Here is a 16062-nt window from a genome sequence, read left to right as displayed (position 1 = left end):
TACAAGGGCGGCGTTGCTTCCCGCGTCAGGCGTCGGGCTTAGAGCTCGGTGTCGGCCGCCTCGGCCTCGAAGGCCGCCTTCTCTTCGGGCGTGATCTCCTTGATGGTGAGCTTCACCCGGTTGCGGTTATCGATGTCGAGCACCTTGACGATCGGCTCGTCGCCTTCATTCAGGAAATCGCGCACATCGTTGACCCGTTCGGGCACGATCTGCGAGATGTGCACCAGGCCATCGGTGCCCGGAATGATGTTGACGAAGGCGCCGAAATCGGCGATGCGGACCACCTTGCCGCGATACAGCTTGCCGATCTCGGGAACGGCAGTGATCGCCAGTACGGTGTCGATGGCCGCCTTGGCTGCCGATTTTTCCTCGGCATAGATGCGCACGGTGCCGTCGTCATCCAGATCGATGGAAGCGCCGGTATCCTCGCAGATCTTGCGGATCATGGCGCCACCCTTGCCGATGACGTCACGGATCTTTTCCGGATCGATCTTGATGGTAGCCATGGACGGCGCGTTCTCGGAGACTTCGTCACGGCTCTGGCCGATCACGCTGTTCATCTGCTCGAGGATGTGCTGGCGCGCCTCATGGGCCTGCTGCAGCGCCTGCTCCATGATCTCCTCGTTGATCCCCTCGATCTTGATGTCCATCTGCAGGGCCGTCACGCCATCCGCGCTGCCGGCCACCTTGAAGTCCATGTCACCGAGGTGGTCTTCATCGCCGAGAATATCGGTCAGGACCGCGAAGCCATCGTCGTCCTTGACCAGGCCCATGGCGATACCGGCCACCGGTGCCTTCATCGGCACGCCGGCATCCATCAGGGCCAGGGAAGAACCGCATACCGAGGCCATCGAGCTGGAGCCGTTGGATTCGGTGATCTCGGATACCACCCGGATGGTATAGGGGAATTCGTCCTGAGAGGGGAGCATGGACTCCACGCCCCGGCGCGCCAGGCGGCCATGGCCGATCTCGCGGCGCTTGGGGCCCCCCATGAAACCGGCCTCGCCGACACAGTAGGGGGGGAAGTTGTAATGCAAGAGGAAGCGATCCTTGCGCTCACCCTCCAGCGACTCGATCAACTGAGCATCGCGCAGGGTGCCGAGCGTCGCCACCACCACGGCCTGGGTCTCGCCACGGGTAAAGACGGCCGAGCCATGCGCCTTGGGCAGGCCACCGACCTCGATATCCAGCGGACGCACGGTCTTCAGGTCTCGGCCGTCGATACGCGGCTCGCCCTTGACCACACGGCGGCGTACCACGCGCTTCTCGAGACCGGCGAAAGCCCCCTTGACCTCATCGGCGTCGAACTTGCCATCCTCTTCACCGGCCAGTTGCTCTACCGCCTCGTCCTTCAAGGCAGACAGTGCCTCCTGACGCTGCATCTTGTCGGTGATGCGATACGCCTCGCCCACCTTGGCCTCGAAGCCGCTCGCCATGGCGTCCTTGAGGGCAACGTTCTCGGCGGGCGCCTGCCATTCCCAACGCGGCTTACCGGCTTCGGCGACCAGCTCATTGACGGCATTGATCGCTGTCTGCATTTCCTGGTGGCCATAGAGCACGGCCCCCAGCATCTCGTCCTCGAGCAGTTCGTTGGCCTCGGACTCGACCATCAACACGGCCTTCTCGGTACCGGCCACCACCATGTTGAGTTCGGAGCTGCCCAGTTCCTCGACCGTCGGGTTGAGGAAGTAGCCATGCTCCTCGGTGAAACCGACTCGAGCGGCGCCGATGGGGCCGTTGAAGGGCACACCGGAAATCGCCAGCGCCGCGGACGTACCGATCATGGCCGCGATATCGGGATCATGGTTGCGGTCGGTGGAAAGCACCGTGCAGACGACCTGAACCTCGTTCATGAACCCCTTGGGGAACAGCGGGCGAATCGGACGATCGATGAGGCGCGAAGTGAGCGTCTCTTTCTCGGTGGGACGCCCCTCGCGCTTGAAGAAGCCGCCGGGAATCTTGCCGACCGCGTAGGTCTTCTCCTGATAATGGACAGAGAGCGGGAAGAAAGGCTGGGAGGGGTTGGCATCCTTCTTCGCCACCACGGTGCATAGCACCACGGTGTCGTCCATGGTGACCATCACGGCACCGGAGGCCTGGCGGGCGATGCGCCCGGTTTCCAGGGTGACGGTGCTGCGACCGTATTCAAATGTTTTCTTGACCGGATTCACGGCGACTTCCTTCAACTTTTCGATTCATGTTCGGGTCGTTTTGACTCGGCGACCATTTTAGGGGTTGACGGTCGCGAGGGCTACCGATTATGTGGCCCGCCAACCATGGGGGTAACTCAAGCGCCCTGGCACGTGCCCCCCGCGCCGAATGGCTCCCTCACATACGAAACGGGCGGCCCCGAAGGACCGCCCGTTTCAAATGGCCTGAAGAAAAGGAGAAATTCGCCTCGCGAACCTCTTCTCTTAACGGCGCAGGCCGAGACGCTGGATAATCGACTGATAACGTTCGAAATCCTTGCGCTTCAGATAGTCGAGCAGCTTACGACGCTGGTTGACCATGCGGATCAGGCCACGACGGGAGTGGTGATCCTGCTTGTTGGTCTTGAAGTGATCCTGCAGGCCGTCGATGTTGGCGGTCAGCAGGGCCACCTGTACCTCAGGGGAACCGGTGTCGTTTTCACCACGACCGTATTCGTCGACGATCGCGGCTTTCTGTTCAGCGGTCAGTGCCATCTGTCTCTCCAGTAAGCAATATGCCTGAATGATGAATGTCGGGGACCACGCATATTTGCAGTCCCCACGCCCAGCCCCGATGGGGCTGGCTCATGCCGAGCCCGCCACGGCGGAACTCAGCAGGCGCCGAGGGGCGATATCCCCGGCCGCCGTGACCACGCCGAGCCCCAGGAAGGCATCGGCGTGATAGAGCCTGGTCAAACTGTCGGCGGGCAAATCACCCGCCTCGCCCGTCGCGGCCTGGCCGAAGCGCAGGCAACGGGCACCGGCAGCGCTCATGTCGCTGCGCGGCAAGTGCGCGACTAGCACATCGACCGGCAACAACGCCGCGTCCTGTGCCTCGTCCGCGATCAATCGCTCGAGCGCCTCGACGCTCAACATGCGGTCGCCCTCGAAGGGACCCGTCTTGAGCCGCCGCAGGCCACTGATATGGCCGCCGCACCCCAGGGCCTGGCCGATATCCTCGGCCAGGGTCCTGATATAGGTCCCCTTGCTGACCCGCACCTCCATCTCGAAGGCATCACCTTCGCAGGCGAGGAGGCGCGCATCATACACCGTCACGCGGCGTGCTGCACGCTCCACCGTCTTGCCCTCACGAGCCAGCTCGTAAAGCTTGCGCCCCTGATGCTTGAGTGCCGAATGCATCGGCGGCACCTGATCGATCTCACCGATGAAGCGCGTCAGTGTCTCACGCAACCCGGCCTCGTCGAGAGCCGGCACTGCGCATCGCTCGACCACGTCGCCTTCGGCGTCACCGGTATCGGTCACCACACCGAGCTCGACCCGGGTACGGTACACCTTGTCGGCTTCCAGCAGGTGCGCGGAAAATTTCGTGGCTTCACCGAAACAGACCGGCAGCAGGCCAGTGGCCATCGGATCGAGCGTGCCGGTGTGACCCGCCTTCTGGGCCTGGAACAGGCGTCTCGCCCGTTGCAGGGCATGATTGCTCGACACGCCCCGAGGCTTGTCGAGCAACAGCACGCCATCCACCGGACGACCACGGCGACGCCGTGCCATCAGCGCTCATCCTCGTCGTCATGACGAGAGCGGTCGTTGGCCACTGCCTCGTCGATCAGGGAGGACAGGCGCTGGCCACGTTCCAGGCTGGCATCGTAGTGGAAACGAAGCTCCGGCACGTGCCTCAGCTTGATGCGCCGGGCAATCTGTCCGCGCAGGAAGCCCGCGGCCCGCTTGAGAATCGTCAGATTCTCCGCGACCCGCGCTTCGTCGTTTTCCCCCAGCAGGGTCACGTGAACATCGGCATACCCCAGGTCGCGACTGACCTCGACGCCGCTGACGGTGACCATGCCCAGGCGCGGATCCTTGATCTCGCGCTGGATGAGGACCGCCAGCTCCTTCTGGAGCTGGTCGGCCACTCGGTCGGTACGCTTGAACTCACGCATGGTCGGCTCCTCGAGCGTTTAGAGCGTCCGCTCGACCTTGACCTGATCGAAGACCTCGATCTTGTCGCCGACCTGGACGTCGTTGTAGTTCTTCACGCCGATACCGCACTCCATGCCGTTGCGGACTTCGTTGACGTCGTCCTTGTAACGGCGCAGGGATTCGAGCTCGCCTTCGTAGATCACCACGTTCTCGCGCAGCACACGGATCTTCTTGTGGCGATGGACGTTGCCCTCGACCACCATGCAGCCGGCCACGGCACCGATCTTGGGCGCACGGAAGACGTCGCGGACCTCGGCCACACCGACGATTTCCTCTTTCCACTCGGGCTCGAGCATGCCGCTCATGGCCTGCTTGACCTCGTCGATCAGCTGGTAGATGACGCTGTAGTAGCGCAATTCCAGCCCTTCACGCTCGATGATCTCGCGGGCAGCCGCATCGGCACGCACGTTGAAGCCGATCACGATGGCCTCGGAAGCCAGTGCCAGGTTGGCGTCGGTACCGGTGATACCCCCCACGCCGGAAGACACCACGGAGACCTGCACCTCATCGGTGGACAGCTCCTCGAGTGCGCCCTTGATGGCCTCCAGAGAGCCCTGCACATCGGCCTTGAGCACGATATTGAGCTTGGCGGCGACTTCCTGGCCCATCTGGCTGAACATGTTCTCCAGCTTGGCCTTCTGCTGACGGGCCAGGCGCACTTCACGGTACTTGCCTTGACGGAAGTTGGCGACTTCACGCGCCTTCTTGTCGTCGTCGAGCACCATGAAGTCGTCACCGGCCTCCGGCGTACCATCCAGGCCCTGGATTTCCACCGGCATGGCCGGGCCGGCCTCGTCGACCTGCTTGCCGAGCTCGTTGGTCAGGGCCCGCACGCGGCCATAGTGCAGGCCGGCGAGCACGATATCGCCCTTCTTCAGGGTGCCGTTCTGGACCAGCACGGTAGCGACCGGGCCGCGACCCTTGTCGAGTCGAGACTCGACCACCACGCCCTTGCCGGGCGCTTCCGGTACAGCCTTGAGCTCGAGCACCTCGGACACCAGCTGGATCGACTCCAGCAATGCCTCGATACCTTCGCCGGTATGGGCAGAAACGTGCACGAACTGGGTGTCGCCACCCCATTCCTCGGAGATCACGCCATGCTGCGACAGCTCACTCTTGACGCGGTCCGGATCGGCGTTCGACTTGTCGATCTTGTTGACCGCGACGATAAGCGGGACTTCCGCCGCCTTGGAGTGCTCGACCGCCTCGATGGTCTGAGGCATGACGCCGTCGTCTGCGGCCACCACCAGCACCACCACGTCGGTGGCCTTGGCACCACGTGCTCGCATGGCGGTGAACGCCGCGTGGCCTGGCGTGTCGAGGAAGGTCGCGCCACCGTGGTCGTCCTCGACATGATAGGCACCGATGTGCTGGGTGATACCGCCAGCCTCACCGGTCGCTACCTTGGCGCGGCGAATATAGTCGAGCAGCGAGGTCTTGCCGTGGTCGACGTGGCCCATGACCGTAATGACAGGCGAGCGCGAGATCTCGTCACCCTCATAGGAAATGCCCTCGAGGACCTCGGTCTCCAGCGCATCGTCCTTGACCAGCTTGGGCTTGTGACCCATTTCCTCGACCACGATGGCCGCGGTGTCCTGGTCGATGGTCTGGTTGATGGTCACCGCCGCGCCCATGGTGAACATGGCCTTGATGACCTCGTTGGCCTTGATCGACATCTTGTCGGCCAGGTCGGCCACGCTGATGGACTCGGGGATCGAGACCTCGCGAACGATCGGCTGGGTCGGCTTCTGGAAGCCATGCTTGCCGCCACCCTGACTGCCGCCACGGCGGCTGCCACGACGTTCGGCGCGCTTGGCCTTGCGACCACCCCGACGACGCTCTTCACGATCGCTGCGGTCATCGTCACGATCACCACGGCCCTTCTTGCCGGGCTTGCCACTGGCTTTCTTGACCGCCGCGCGACGCCCCTCGGTGCGTCCTTCCTTCGGCGGCGCCGGGGCTTCCTCGGGCGCGGGTCCGGCGGTGTCGAGTTCCGGCACCGGAATCTCGGGCTCCGGCTCGGCCGGAGCCACCTGTTCGGCTTGCGCCTTCTCGGCTTCGGCCTTCTCGGCAGCCTGACGTGCGGATTCCTCGGCGGCGCGACGCTTGGCCTCCTCGGCCTCCTGCGCTTCACGCTTGGCCTCGGCCTCGGCCATGTCCCCGACCAATTGACGGGGCCCCGTGTCCTCGACCTTGGGTTCCTCGGCCGGCTCCTCTTCACGCTTGACGTAGGTACGCTTCTTGCGAACCTGCACCTCGATGCTCTTGCCTCGCTCGCCGGTATTGATACGGCTGCGGGTCTTACGGGTCAGGGTGATGCGGTTCTTCCCCCCTGAGCCACTATTGCCGCCGTGGCTCTTGGTGAGGTAATCGAGCAGCTTACGCTTGTCCTCTTCAGACACGGCGTCGCCCTCGGACTTGTGCTCGAGTCCGGCTTCTTTCATCTGCTCCAGCAGACGGGGCACATCGCGCCCCACCTTCGCTGCAAAATCCTTAACGGTCATTTCTGACATTACGACCCTCCTCAGCCCGTGACCCGTGTTACTGTTCGCTCTCGAACCATGGCGCGCGGGCGGTCATGATCAGTGACGCGGCGCGCTCGTCGTCCAGTTCCTCGATGTCGGTCAGATCATCGACGGACTGTTCGGCGAGATCCTCCATGGTGACGATGCCCCGACTGGCCAGGATGAAGGCCAGGTGGCGCTCCATGCCGTCCATCGCCAGCAGGTCGTCGGCCGGCTGGGCGCCATCGAGCTCTTCCTCGGAGGCGATGGCCAGGTTCAACAACTCGTCCTTGGCGCGAGCGCGCAGCTCCTCGATGAGTTCTTCTTCGAACTCCTCGATCTCCAGCATTTCTTCCACCGGGACGTAGGCGACTTCTTCGAGGGACGTGAAGCCCTCGTCGACCAACAGACGCGCCACGTCGTCGTCGACGTCCAGATGCTGAATGAAGTGTTCGACCAGGCTATCGATCTCCTGATCGCGCTTGTTTTCAGCCTCGGCCTCGGTCATGACGTTGAGACGCCAGCCGGTGAGCTCGGAAGCCAAACGCACGTTCTGACCGCTGCGGCCGATGGCCTGGGCCAGATTGTCCTCGCCGACGGCCACGTCCATGGCGTGAGCGTCTTCATCGACAAGGATAGAGGCGACATCCGCCGGCGCCATGGCGTTGATCACCAACTGGGCCGGGTTATCGTCCCACAGCACGATATCCACCCGTTCGTTCTGCAGCTCGGTGGATACCGCCTGGACCCGAGAGCCGCGCATGCCGACGCAAGCGCCCACCGGGTCGATACGACGGTCATTGGTCTTGACCGCAATCTTGGCGCGCGACCCGGGGTCCCGGGCAGCACCCTTGATTTCGATGAGCTGCTCGGCGATCTCGGGAACCTCGATCTTGAACAGCTCGATGATCAGTTCCGGACAGGTCCGGGACAGGATCAACTGGGCGCCGCGCGCCTCGGGATCGACCTTGGTCAGCAAGGCACGTACCCGCTCGTTCATGCGGTAGCGCTCGCCGGGAATCATCTCGCTGCGCGGCAAGAACGCCTCAGCGTTGTCGCCCAGGTCAATGATCAGGCCATCACGTGTCGTCTTCTTGACGATACCGGCCACCAACTCGCCCTCGCGCTCGGCGTAGAGGCTCACGACCTCGGCGCGCTCGGCTTCGCGCACTTTCTGCACGATGACCTGCTTGGCGGTCTGGGCCGCGATCCGGCCGAAGGCGGCATTCTCGATCCGCTCCTCGACCACGTCACCCAGGCCCAGCGGCGGATCACGACGCTCGGCGAAAGAGAGCTTGATCTGGGCATCCGGTCCATCGAAGTCGTCGTCGTCGACCACCTCCCAACGCCGGAAGGTTTCATAGTCACCGGTGCCGCGACTGATACGAACGCGCACACTGGCTTCTTCATCCTCGAAGCGCTTGCGAGACGCGCTGGCCAGCGCGGCCTCGACGGCCTCGAAAATCACCTCGCGGGGGACCCCCTTTTCATTGGAGATCGCATCGACGACCGCCAGAATCTCTTTACTCATGACTTAGCCTCGCCAGAAAACCCGTCCTTTTGCACCGACATCACGAACCGAACCGAGGCACGATACGCGCCTGATCGATGCTCTCGATGGGAAAGCAATATTCCTCGCCGTCGAGCTGCAGCAGCACCTCGTCGCCTTCGATACCGGCCAGCAACCCCTGGAACTTGCGTCGTCCGTCGAACGGTGCACGCAGCTTCACAGCCACCGTGTGGCCGGCATAACGCTCGAACTGTTCGAGGGTGAACAACGGCCGATCCATCCCGGGCGACGACACCTCGAGTCGATACTCCCCGGCGATGGGGTCCTCGACATCCAGCACCGCGCTGACCTGGCGGCTGACATCGGCGCAATCATCCACGCCCACACCCTCGGAATGGTCGATGAAGATCACCAACCGGGAGTGCTTGCCCTGAGACAGATAGTCGATTCCCCAGAGTTCGAAGCCCATGGCCGTCACCACTGGCTCGATCAGCGCCTTCAGCGCAGTATCCTTGGTTGCCATGGAAGAAAGCTCCTACAGCCGTTGCATCAGGCACCTGGCCAGGAGTGAACAGGAAAGTCAGGTGGCTGATTGGCGTTGCCTCGGGACAACCGGCCGGTCTCGACCGACAGGCTGGCCGCTAACAAAAAGCCCCTTCGCAGGAAGGGGCTTTTACAAGAAACCTGTATACCACTTCGGCTCTCCGGCATGCCCCTAACATCGCTGCATGCCTGCCAGGAAGATGGTAGCGGGGACCGGATTTGAACCGATGACCTTCGGGTTATGAGCCCGACGAGCTACCAGACTGCTCCACCCCGCATCAATCTAGGTCGGTGATTGTATGCTTGAACCCTGTTGACGTCAAGCCACAATGGCACCGCTTCGCCAATCCTGCTACTGAGGCCGACACCTTGGCGAGGTCTCTCACCGTGTCGGTTTCAGATGGTGCCGAAGGCGGGACTTGAACCCGCACGACCGTAAGGTCACTACCCCCTCAAGATAGCGTGTCTACCAATTCCACCACTTCGGCATCAGGGGACGGCTGGCAAAAACGAGGGCATCAACTGCCGCCCTCCTCCAGCACTGGCGCTGCATTATCCTCGCCATTGCTTCCTTCGTCAAGGGCTGGCTCGGCATTCTGCTGCTGTTCGATCATTTCGGCATCGGGGATGCCCGTTTCTTGCGGCGCCTCGCCTGCCTGGGAAGCGAAGTACGCCAGGGTCAAGGACGTGGCGAAAAAGGCCGCCGCCAGCACGGCGGTCGCGCGAGACAGGAAGCTGCCGCTGCCGCGGGAACCGAACACGGTCTGGGAGGCGCCGCCGCCGAAGGAAGCGCCGGCATCGGCCCCCTTGCCCTGCTGCAGCAGGATCAGGGCGACCAGGGCGATGGCGATCGCCACATGGATCATGAGAATGGCAACTTGCATGGATTCAACCTGCTGACTGACAAATGGCTAGGAAATCATCGATCTTGAGGGAGGCACCGCCCACCAGGCCGCCGTCGATATCCGGCTGGGCCAACAGTTCGGCGGCGTTATCGGCCTTCATGCTGCCGCCATACAACAACGACACCTTTTCAGCGAGCGCGTCATCATAACGGGCAAGACGGCGGCGGATCGCGGCGTGGATAGCCTGCGCCTGCTCGGGACTGGCGGTACGGCCGGTGCCGATGGCCCAGACCGGCTCGTAGGCGATGACCAGCCGGCTACGTTGCTCGGCCTGCAGTTCATCCAGGACCGCCTCCAGCTGCCCGATCACCACGGCTTCACCACGATCGTCATCACGCTCTTCCAGGGTTTCCCCCAGGCACAGCACCGGCGTGAGCCCGGCCTCCAGTGCGCGACGCACGCGCGCCAGCACTGCCGAGTCGTCCTCGCCGAACAGGGTGCGGCGCTCGGAGTGACCGACCAGCACCAGGCTCGCCCCGACGTCACGCAGCATCTCGCCGCTCACCTCGCCGGTGAAGGCGCCGGAAGGCTGGTCACTGAGCGTCTGCCCGCCCAGTACCACCCGAGAGCCTACCAGGGCACGGGCGGCAGGCTCCAGGTAGGGGGAGGGCACCATCAGCGCGACCTCGAGACGCGACGGCAGGTCGGCATCGGCGAGCGCCTGGCCGAAGGATTCGACCAGGTTCAGCGAACCGTTCATCTTCCAATTGCCGGCGATCAGCGGCGTAGGCATGAGACATCCTCTTTCAAGGTGGGCCGAAATGGTATAGGAGCGTCATTGTCAAGACAACATGCTCTCGACATCATCGGCCAGGCGACGCGCCAGATGCTGAACATTCAGATGAGGACGACCCTCGACCATGACACGGATCAGCGGCTCGGTTCCCGAAGGCCGAAGCAACACGCGCCCCTGATCGTCGAGCTCGGTCTCCAGGGCCGCCACCGCGTCCCGCAAGGCCGCATCTTCCATCAACGTCCGGGCATCGGTGCCCGGCGTCAGACGCACATTGATCAACGCCTGGGGCGCTTTTTCCAGGCCTGCCAGCAGCTCGCTCAGCGCCCGCCCCTCGCGTGCCATCACCGACAGCACCTGCAGGGCCGACACGATACCGTCACCGGTGGTCTGTACATGACCACAGACGATATGTCCCGAGGATTCCCCCCCCAGTTGCCAGCCATTGGCAGCCAGGCGTTCCATGACGTAACGATCGCCGACCTTGGCGCGCTCGAAAGGAATGTCCATCGTCTCGAGCGCTGCAGCCAGGCCGAAGTTGCTCATCAGGGTGCCGACGACTCCCCCTCCGAGCTCGCCTCGCGCATGGCGGTCCCGGGCAATCATGTAGAGGATGTCGTCGCCATCGACCTCGCGCCCCTCGGCATCCACCAGCAGGACACGATCACCATCGCCATCGAACGCCACCCCCAGATCCGCTCCCTCGCGGATGACCGCGGCGCGCAGCGCCGCCGGTTGAGTGGAGCCGACCTCGTGATTGATATTGAGTCCGTCGGGATTGGCACCGATCAGACTGACATCGGCGCCCAGCTCACGAAACACGCTGGGCGCGATGTGATAAGTGGCACCATGGGCGCAGTCGACGACCATCCGCAGCCCGTGCAGATCGACCCGGTCCGGAATGGTCGACTTGCAGAACTCGATATAACGGCCGGCGGCATCATCGACCCGTCGCGCCTTGCCCAGCTCATGCGGTGCCACCGTGGTCAACGGCTCGTCGAGCATCGCCTCGATACGCGCTTCGACGGCATCGGGCAGCTTGACGCCCTCCGCCGAGAAGAACTTGATGCCATTGTCGGCGAAGGCATTATGGGACGCCGAAATGACGATGCCGGCATCGGCCCGGAACGTCCGCGTCAAATAGGCGATGCCCGGCGTCGGCATCGGGCCGAGCAGGATGACATCGACGCCGGCGGCGGACAGCCCGGCCTCCAGCGCCGACTCGAACATGTACCCGGAAATCCGCGTGTCCTTGCCGATCAGCACCCGCGCCTGCCCGGATTCGCGCGTCAACACCCGACCGGTGGCCCAACCCAGCTTCAGCATGAAGTCGGCGGTGATGGGCGCCTCTCCGACGGTGCCGCGAATGCCATCGGTACCGAAATAACGTCTAGTCATTGTCACAACCTTCCTTGAGTACGGCCCAGGCCATGTTCACCGCGTCCACGTGGGGCCCCACATCATGCACGCGAAGGATGCGCGCGCCTCGCTCCACGGCCAGCGCGGACAGCGCCAACCCACCGGAGAGGCGCTCTTCCACCGGCCGCTCGAGCACCTTGCCGATCATGCTCTTGCGTGACATGCCTACCAGAATGGGCAACGCCAGCGAGGTCAGGCGTTCCATGTTCTTGAGTAGCCGTAGATTGTGCTCGACGGTCTTGGCAAAGCCAAATCCGGGATCGATCAACAGACGCTCGCGACGCAACCCTGCCGCTTCGCAGGCCGCCACCCGCGACTCGAGAAACTCGGCCACGGCTTCCTCCACGGGTCGATCATAGTGTGGCGAATCCTGCATGTCGCCGGGCTCGCCGAGCATATGCATCAGACACACCGGCAACCCCGAGGTGGCAGCGGCCCGCATCGCACCATCGCGACGCAAGTTGCGCACATCATTGAGCATACCGGCCCCCGCAGCGGCGGCTTCGTGCATCACCTCCGGCGTGCTGGTATCCACCGACACCAGTGCATCGAGCTCGCGGACCAGGGCTTCCACTACCGGGATCACCCGGTCCAGCTCCTGCTGGGTCGAGACCTCGGCCGCACCGGGGCGGGTCGACTCCCCGCCCACATCGATGATCGCGGCACCTTCGGCGATCATCCGCTCGGCGCGGGCCAGGGCATCGTCCAGGGCGACATGGCGCCCACCATCAGAGAAGGAATCGGGCGTGACGTTGAGAATCCCCATCACATGGGGGAAGGAAAGATCGAGCCGGTGGCGGCCGCACTGCAGGGGTTTCGAGGCTGTGGTCTGCATCATCGTCCTGGGAACATCGGGTACCGGGCCAGAGCCCTCTACGACGAAGGCGCCCCGTGGGGCGCCTGGAACTCAACGGGGGCGGGCGCCACGGGGATCAGGTCCCGGCGGGGCCGCCCAGGGGGTCGGAGGGGCGACGCCTTGGCGTTTCCTCATCCCCCCCATCGCCATCATCGGAGGCTTCGGAAGACTTGGACTCATCGCCGGAGCCGGTCACCGGCGAACCGCCGCCGGAACCGTCATCCTCCCAATCTTCCGGAGGCCGTGGGTCGCGCCCTTCCATGATGTCCCGGAGCTGATTGGCGTCAATGGTCTCGAACTTGACCAGTGCCTCGGCCATGGCGTCCAGCTTGTCACGGTTATCCTCGAGAATCTGCTTCGCCTGGTTATAGCAATCGTCGATGATCCGACGCACTTCCTTGTCGAGCCGAGTCGTGGTCTCGCCGGACTTCAGCATGCCGCCCTGGCTACCGCCGCCGAGGAACTGGTGCGACTCGTCCTCGTCGTACATGATCGGCCCCATCTCCTCGGACAGGCCCCACTTGGCCACCATGTTGTGCGCCAGCTCCGTGGCACGCTTGATGTCATTGGAGGCACCGGTCGTCACACCGTTCGGCCCGAGCGTCATCTCCTCGGCGATACGGCCGCCGAACAGCGAGCAGATCTGGCTGATGATCTGCTGACGCGACAGGCTGTAGCGATCTTCCTCGGGCAGGAACATGGTCACGCCCAGCGCTCGGCCACGAGGAATGATGGTGACCTTGTAGACCGGGTCATGCTCCGGCATCACCAGACCGATGATGGCGTGTCCCGACTCGTGATAGGCGGTGTTGAGCTTGTCCTTCTCGGTCATGACCATGGAGCGCCGCTCGGAGCCCATCATGATCTTGTCCTTGGCCATTTCCAGCTCGTCCATGCTCACCAGGCGCTTGTTGCCGCGCGCCGCGAACAGCGCCGCCTCGTTGACCAAGTTGGCCAGATCGGCACCGGAGAAGCCGGGGGTACCACGCGCGATGTAGGTCGGCTTGACGTCGTCGGCCAGCGGCACCTTGCGCAGGTGCACGTTGAGGATATGCTCGCGCCCGCGGATATCGGGCAACGGCACGGTGACCTGACGGTCGAAACGTCCCGGACGCAGCAGCGCCGGGTCCAGCACGTCCGGACGGTTGGTCGCGGCGATGACGATGATGCCTTCATTGGGCTCGAAGCCATCCATCTCCACCAGCAGCTGGTTCAGGGTCTGCTCGCGCTCGTCGTTGCCACCCCCCATGCCGGCACCGCGGGAGCGGCCCACGGCGTCGATCTCGTCGATGAAGATAATGCACGGTGCCTGCTTCTTGGCCTGCTCGAACATGTCGCGCACACGAGATGCGCCGACACCGACGAACATCTCCACGAAGTCGGAACCTGAAATCGAGAAGAAGGGCACACTGGCCTCGCCGGCGATCGACTTGGCGAGCAGCGTCTTGCCGGTCCCGGGGGGGCCGACCATCAGCACGCCCCGGGGAATGGTACCCCCCAGGCGCTGGAACTTGGTCGGGTCACGCAGGAAGTCGACAAGCTCCTCGACCTCTTCCTTGGCCTCGTCGCACCCGGCGACATCGGCGAAGGTGGTCTTGATCTGATCCTGGGAAAGCAGCTTGGCCTTGGACTTGCCGAAACTCATCGGCCCGCCCTTGCCACTTCCACCGCCCTGCATCTGGCGCATGAAGAAGATGAAGATGCCCAGAATCAACAGAATCGGGAAGCTGGCGATCAGCAACCGCGTCCACAGGCTCTGCTGCTCCGGCTCCTTGCCGACCACGGTCACGTCATGGGCCAGCAGATCATCCATCAGCTTGGGATCTTCCGCCGCCGGCCGAATGGTCTGGAACTGGGAGCCATCGGTGCGCTGACCGGTGATCGTATAACCATCGATGGTCACGCTATCGACGCGCTCGTTCTGCACCTGCTCGACGAACTGTGAATAGTTCATCGTCTGCGGTGCGTTATCGACACTGAAATTGTTGAACACCGTCAGCAACACCGCCGCGATGACCAACCACAGAATCAGGTTCTTCGCCATATCGTTCAAGGGACTACCCTCAATTGCAAGAATCCGTCGGCCGAATGCGCCTGGTGCTTCGACACTACATCAGGAGCACATGTTCAGCCAGGACGCGGACCTCGGTCCACTCCGTTACTGCCCACTGTGGCATACTTGCGCCGCCGTGTCCGGCCATCGCACCGTTAGCCCCAGTCTATGGAACAGATCGTCACACCCCGCAGCCCAGCCGCGCCTTGCAGGCCGGCTCAGCCGCGAAAACCTTCTGCCAGCAGATACACCTCACGGGAACGCGCCCGCGAGGCCTCCGGCTTGCGTGTCACTACCCGCTTGAAGCTGCCGCGCAGCTCCTTCAGGTAAGCATCGAACCCTTCGCCCTGAAACACCTTGGCCAGGAACACACCACCGGGCGACAGGGTCTGGCGCGCCAGATCCAGGGCCAGCTCCACCAGGTACATGGCCTGTGGCTGGTCGATGGCCGCCATACCACTCATATTGGGGGCCATGTCCGACATCACAAGGTCCACCGGGCGATTTTCGAGCCGCCCCAGGATCTCCTCGAGCACGCTTTCCTCGGTAAAATCCCCTTGCACGAAATCGACCCCGGCCAGGGCGTCCATTTCGAGAATATCGGAAGCGATCACCAGGCCCTCGTCGCCGACCTTCTCCGCGGCGACCTGGCTCCACCCGCCGGGCGCCGCCCCGAGGTCGATCACCGTCATGCCGGCGCGCAGCAGCTTGTCCTTCTCATCGAGGGCCAGCAGTTTATAGCTGGCCCGGCTGCGATAACCGTCCTGCCAGCTCTGCTGGACATAACGATCATCGAAGTGCTCCTTGAGCCAACCGGCACGGCGCTTTCGGGAGCCGTTTCGACCGGCGCCCTTGGCGCGGGAATCATGGGAAGATGCCACGGCATCACCTGTAGAATGAACTGGATGTCGGGCGGTCGAGCGAATTCCGGAATGACCTGGGACGAGGTGCTGACCTGCGGGCCCGGCGACTCGGGAGAATAACGAGGCGCGGCGGTTTCGCCGCGACGCGATACGCCGTACCATACGCGCAGCGCGCCAACCGGGAAGAATCAAGATACCATGAGCTTGTCACAGGCACAAAAGAAAGCATTTCGCAGCATCGGCCATCACCTCGACCCCGTGGTCACGGTGTCGGAAAACGGGATATCCGAAGGCGTGGTCGCCGAACTGGACCGTGCCCTCAGCGACCATGAGCTGATCAAGGTCAAACTGGCCCTGCCCGAGCGCGACGACCGCACCGCCATGATCGATGAACTGCTCGACGCCAGCGGCGCCGAACTGATCCAGAAGATCGGCAAGGTCGCCCTGCTCTATCGCCACAACCCCAGGGTCAACCCGAAGCTCTCCAACATCAAACGCTTCGAGAACCACCACGGCCGGCGCTGAGCTTCGCGCGAGCTGGAAGCTGGA

14 protein-coding genes and 2 tRNA genes are annotated in these 16062 nt (G+C 63.5%); 1 reads left to right on the top strand and 15 read right to left on the bottom strand.

What is annotated here, in order from left to right:
• Positions 1 to 38: 38 nt before the first annotated feature.
• The 15 genes from pnp to rlmE all read right to left on the bottom strand — a co-directional run bounded on the left by pnp (position 39) and on the right by rlmE (position 15531).
• Positions 39 to 2171, bottom strand: coding sequence for a polyribonucleotide nucleotidyltransferase (pnp, locus tag LU493_RS04815; RefSeq protein ID WP_275286653.1), 2133 nt, complete (start codon positions 2169 to 2171; stop codon positions 39 to 41).
• Between the two features lie 243 nt (positions 2172 to 2414).
• On the bottom strand, positions 2415 to 2684 hold the full coding sequence (gene rpsO, locus LU493_RS04810) for a 30S ribosomal protein S15 (RefSeq protein ID WP_275286652.1): 270 nt from the start codon (positions 2682 to 2684) through the stop codon (positions 2415 to 2417).
• A gap of 90 nt (positions 2685 to 2774) precedes the next feature.
• Entirely contained in the window at positions 2775 to 3701 is a 927-nt protein-coding gene (gene truB / locus LU493_RS04805) for a tRNA pseudouridine(55) synthase TruB (protein WP_275286651.1), read from the bottom strand.
• Entirely contained in the window at positions 3701 to 4087 is a 387-nt protein-coding gene (gene rbfA, locus LU493_RS04800) for a 30S ribosome-binding factor RbfA (protein ID WP_275286650.1), read from the bottom strand. The genes truB and rbfA overlap by 1 nt, the downstream gene beginning before the upstream one ends.
• An 18-nt stretch (positions 4088 to 4105) precedes the next feature.
• On the bottom strand, positions 4106 to 6640 hold the full coding sequence (infB, locus tag LU493_RS04795) for a translation initiation factor IF-2 (protein WP_275286649.1): 2535 nt from the start codon (positions 6638 to 6640) through the stop codon (positions 4106 to 4108).
• Between the two features lie 28 nt (positions 6641 to 6668).
• On the bottom strand, positions 6669 to 8162 hold the full coding sequence (gene nusA / locus LU493_RS04790) for a transcription termination factor NusA (RefSeq protein ID WP_275286648.1): 1494 nt from the start codon (positions 8160 to 8162) through the stop codon (positions 6669 to 6671).
• A 40-nt stretch (positions 8163 to 8202) separates the two neighbouring features.
• Positions 8203 to 8664 (bottom strand): ribosome maturation factor RimP, encoded by a 462-nt coding sequence (gene rimP / locus LU493_RS04785; protein WP_275286647.1) that lies wholly within the window; start codon positions 8662 to 8664, stop codon positions 8203 to 8205.
• Between the two features lie 221 nt (positions 8665 to 8885).
• Positions 8886 to 8962 (bottom strand) — tRNA-Met (locus LU493_RS04780).
• 123 nt (positions 8963 to 9085) lie between these two features.
• A tRNA-Leu gene (locus tag LU493_RS04775) sits at positions 9086 to 9172 on the bottom strand.
• A gap of 30 nt (positions 9173 to 9202) precedes the next feature.
• Positions 9203 to 9568 (bottom strand): preprotein translocase subunit SecG, encoded by a 366-nt coding sequence (gene secG / locus LU493_RS04770; protein WP_275286646.1) that lies wholly within the window; start codon positions 9566 to 9568, stop codon positions 9203 to 9205.
• A 4-nt stretch (positions 9569 to 9572) separates the two neighbouring features.
• Positions 9573 to 10322, bottom strand: coding sequence for a triose-phosphate isomerase (gene tpiA / locus LU493_RS04765; protein WP_275286645.1), 750 nt, complete (start codon positions 10320 to 10322; stop codon positions 9573 to 9575).
• A gap of 48 nt (positions 10323 to 10370) precedes the next feature.
• Positions 10371 to 11720, bottom strand: a complete 1350-nt coding sequence (gene glmM / locus LU493_RS04760) for a phosphoglucosamine mutase (RefSeq protein WP_275286644.1) — start codon at positions 11718 to 11720, stop codon at positions 10371 to 10373.
• Entirely contained in the window at positions 11713 to 12507 is a 795-nt protein-coding gene (gene folP / locus LU493_RS04755) for a dihydropteroate synthase (protein ID WP_428994522.1), read from the bottom strand. Before folP ends, glmM begins: the two co-directional genes overlap by 8 nt.
• Positions 12508 to 12673: 166 nt before the next feature.
• Positions 12674 to 14650 (bottom strand): ATP-dependent zinc metalloprotease FtsH, encoded by a 1977-nt coding sequence (gene ftsH / locus LU493_RS04750; RefSeq protein ID WP_275286643.1) that lies wholly within the window; start codon positions 14648 to 14650, stop codon positions 12674 to 12676.
• Positions 14651 to 14868: 218 nt separating this feature from the next.
• Complete coding sequence (rlmE, locus tag LU493_RS04745) at positions 14869 to 15531, bottom strand: 23S rRNA (uridine(2552)-2'-O)-methyltransferase RlmE (protein WP_275286642.1); 663 nt, start codon at positions 15529 to 15531, stop codon at positions 14869 to 14871.
• Between the two features lie 180 nt (positions 15532 to 15711).
• On the opposite strand from rlmE, the gene yhbY reads away from it, so the two are divergent.
• Positions 15712 to 16038, top strand: coding sequence for a ribosome assembly RNA-binding protein YhbY (gene yhbY, locus LU493_RS04740; RefSeq protein ID WP_275286641.1), 327 nt, complete (start codon positions 15712 to 15714; stop codon positions 16036 to 16038).
• The last annotated feature ends 24 nt before the right edge of the window (positions 16039 to 16062 follow it).

Origin of the sequence: Halomonas elongata, assembly GCF_029081005.1 — a bacterium.
GTDB classification, from domain to species: Bacteria; Pseudomonadota; Gammaproteobacteria; order Pseudomonadales; family Halomonadaceae; genus Halomonas; species Halomonas elongata_B.
This window is presented reverse-complemented; position numbering and strand designations above follow the sequence as displayed.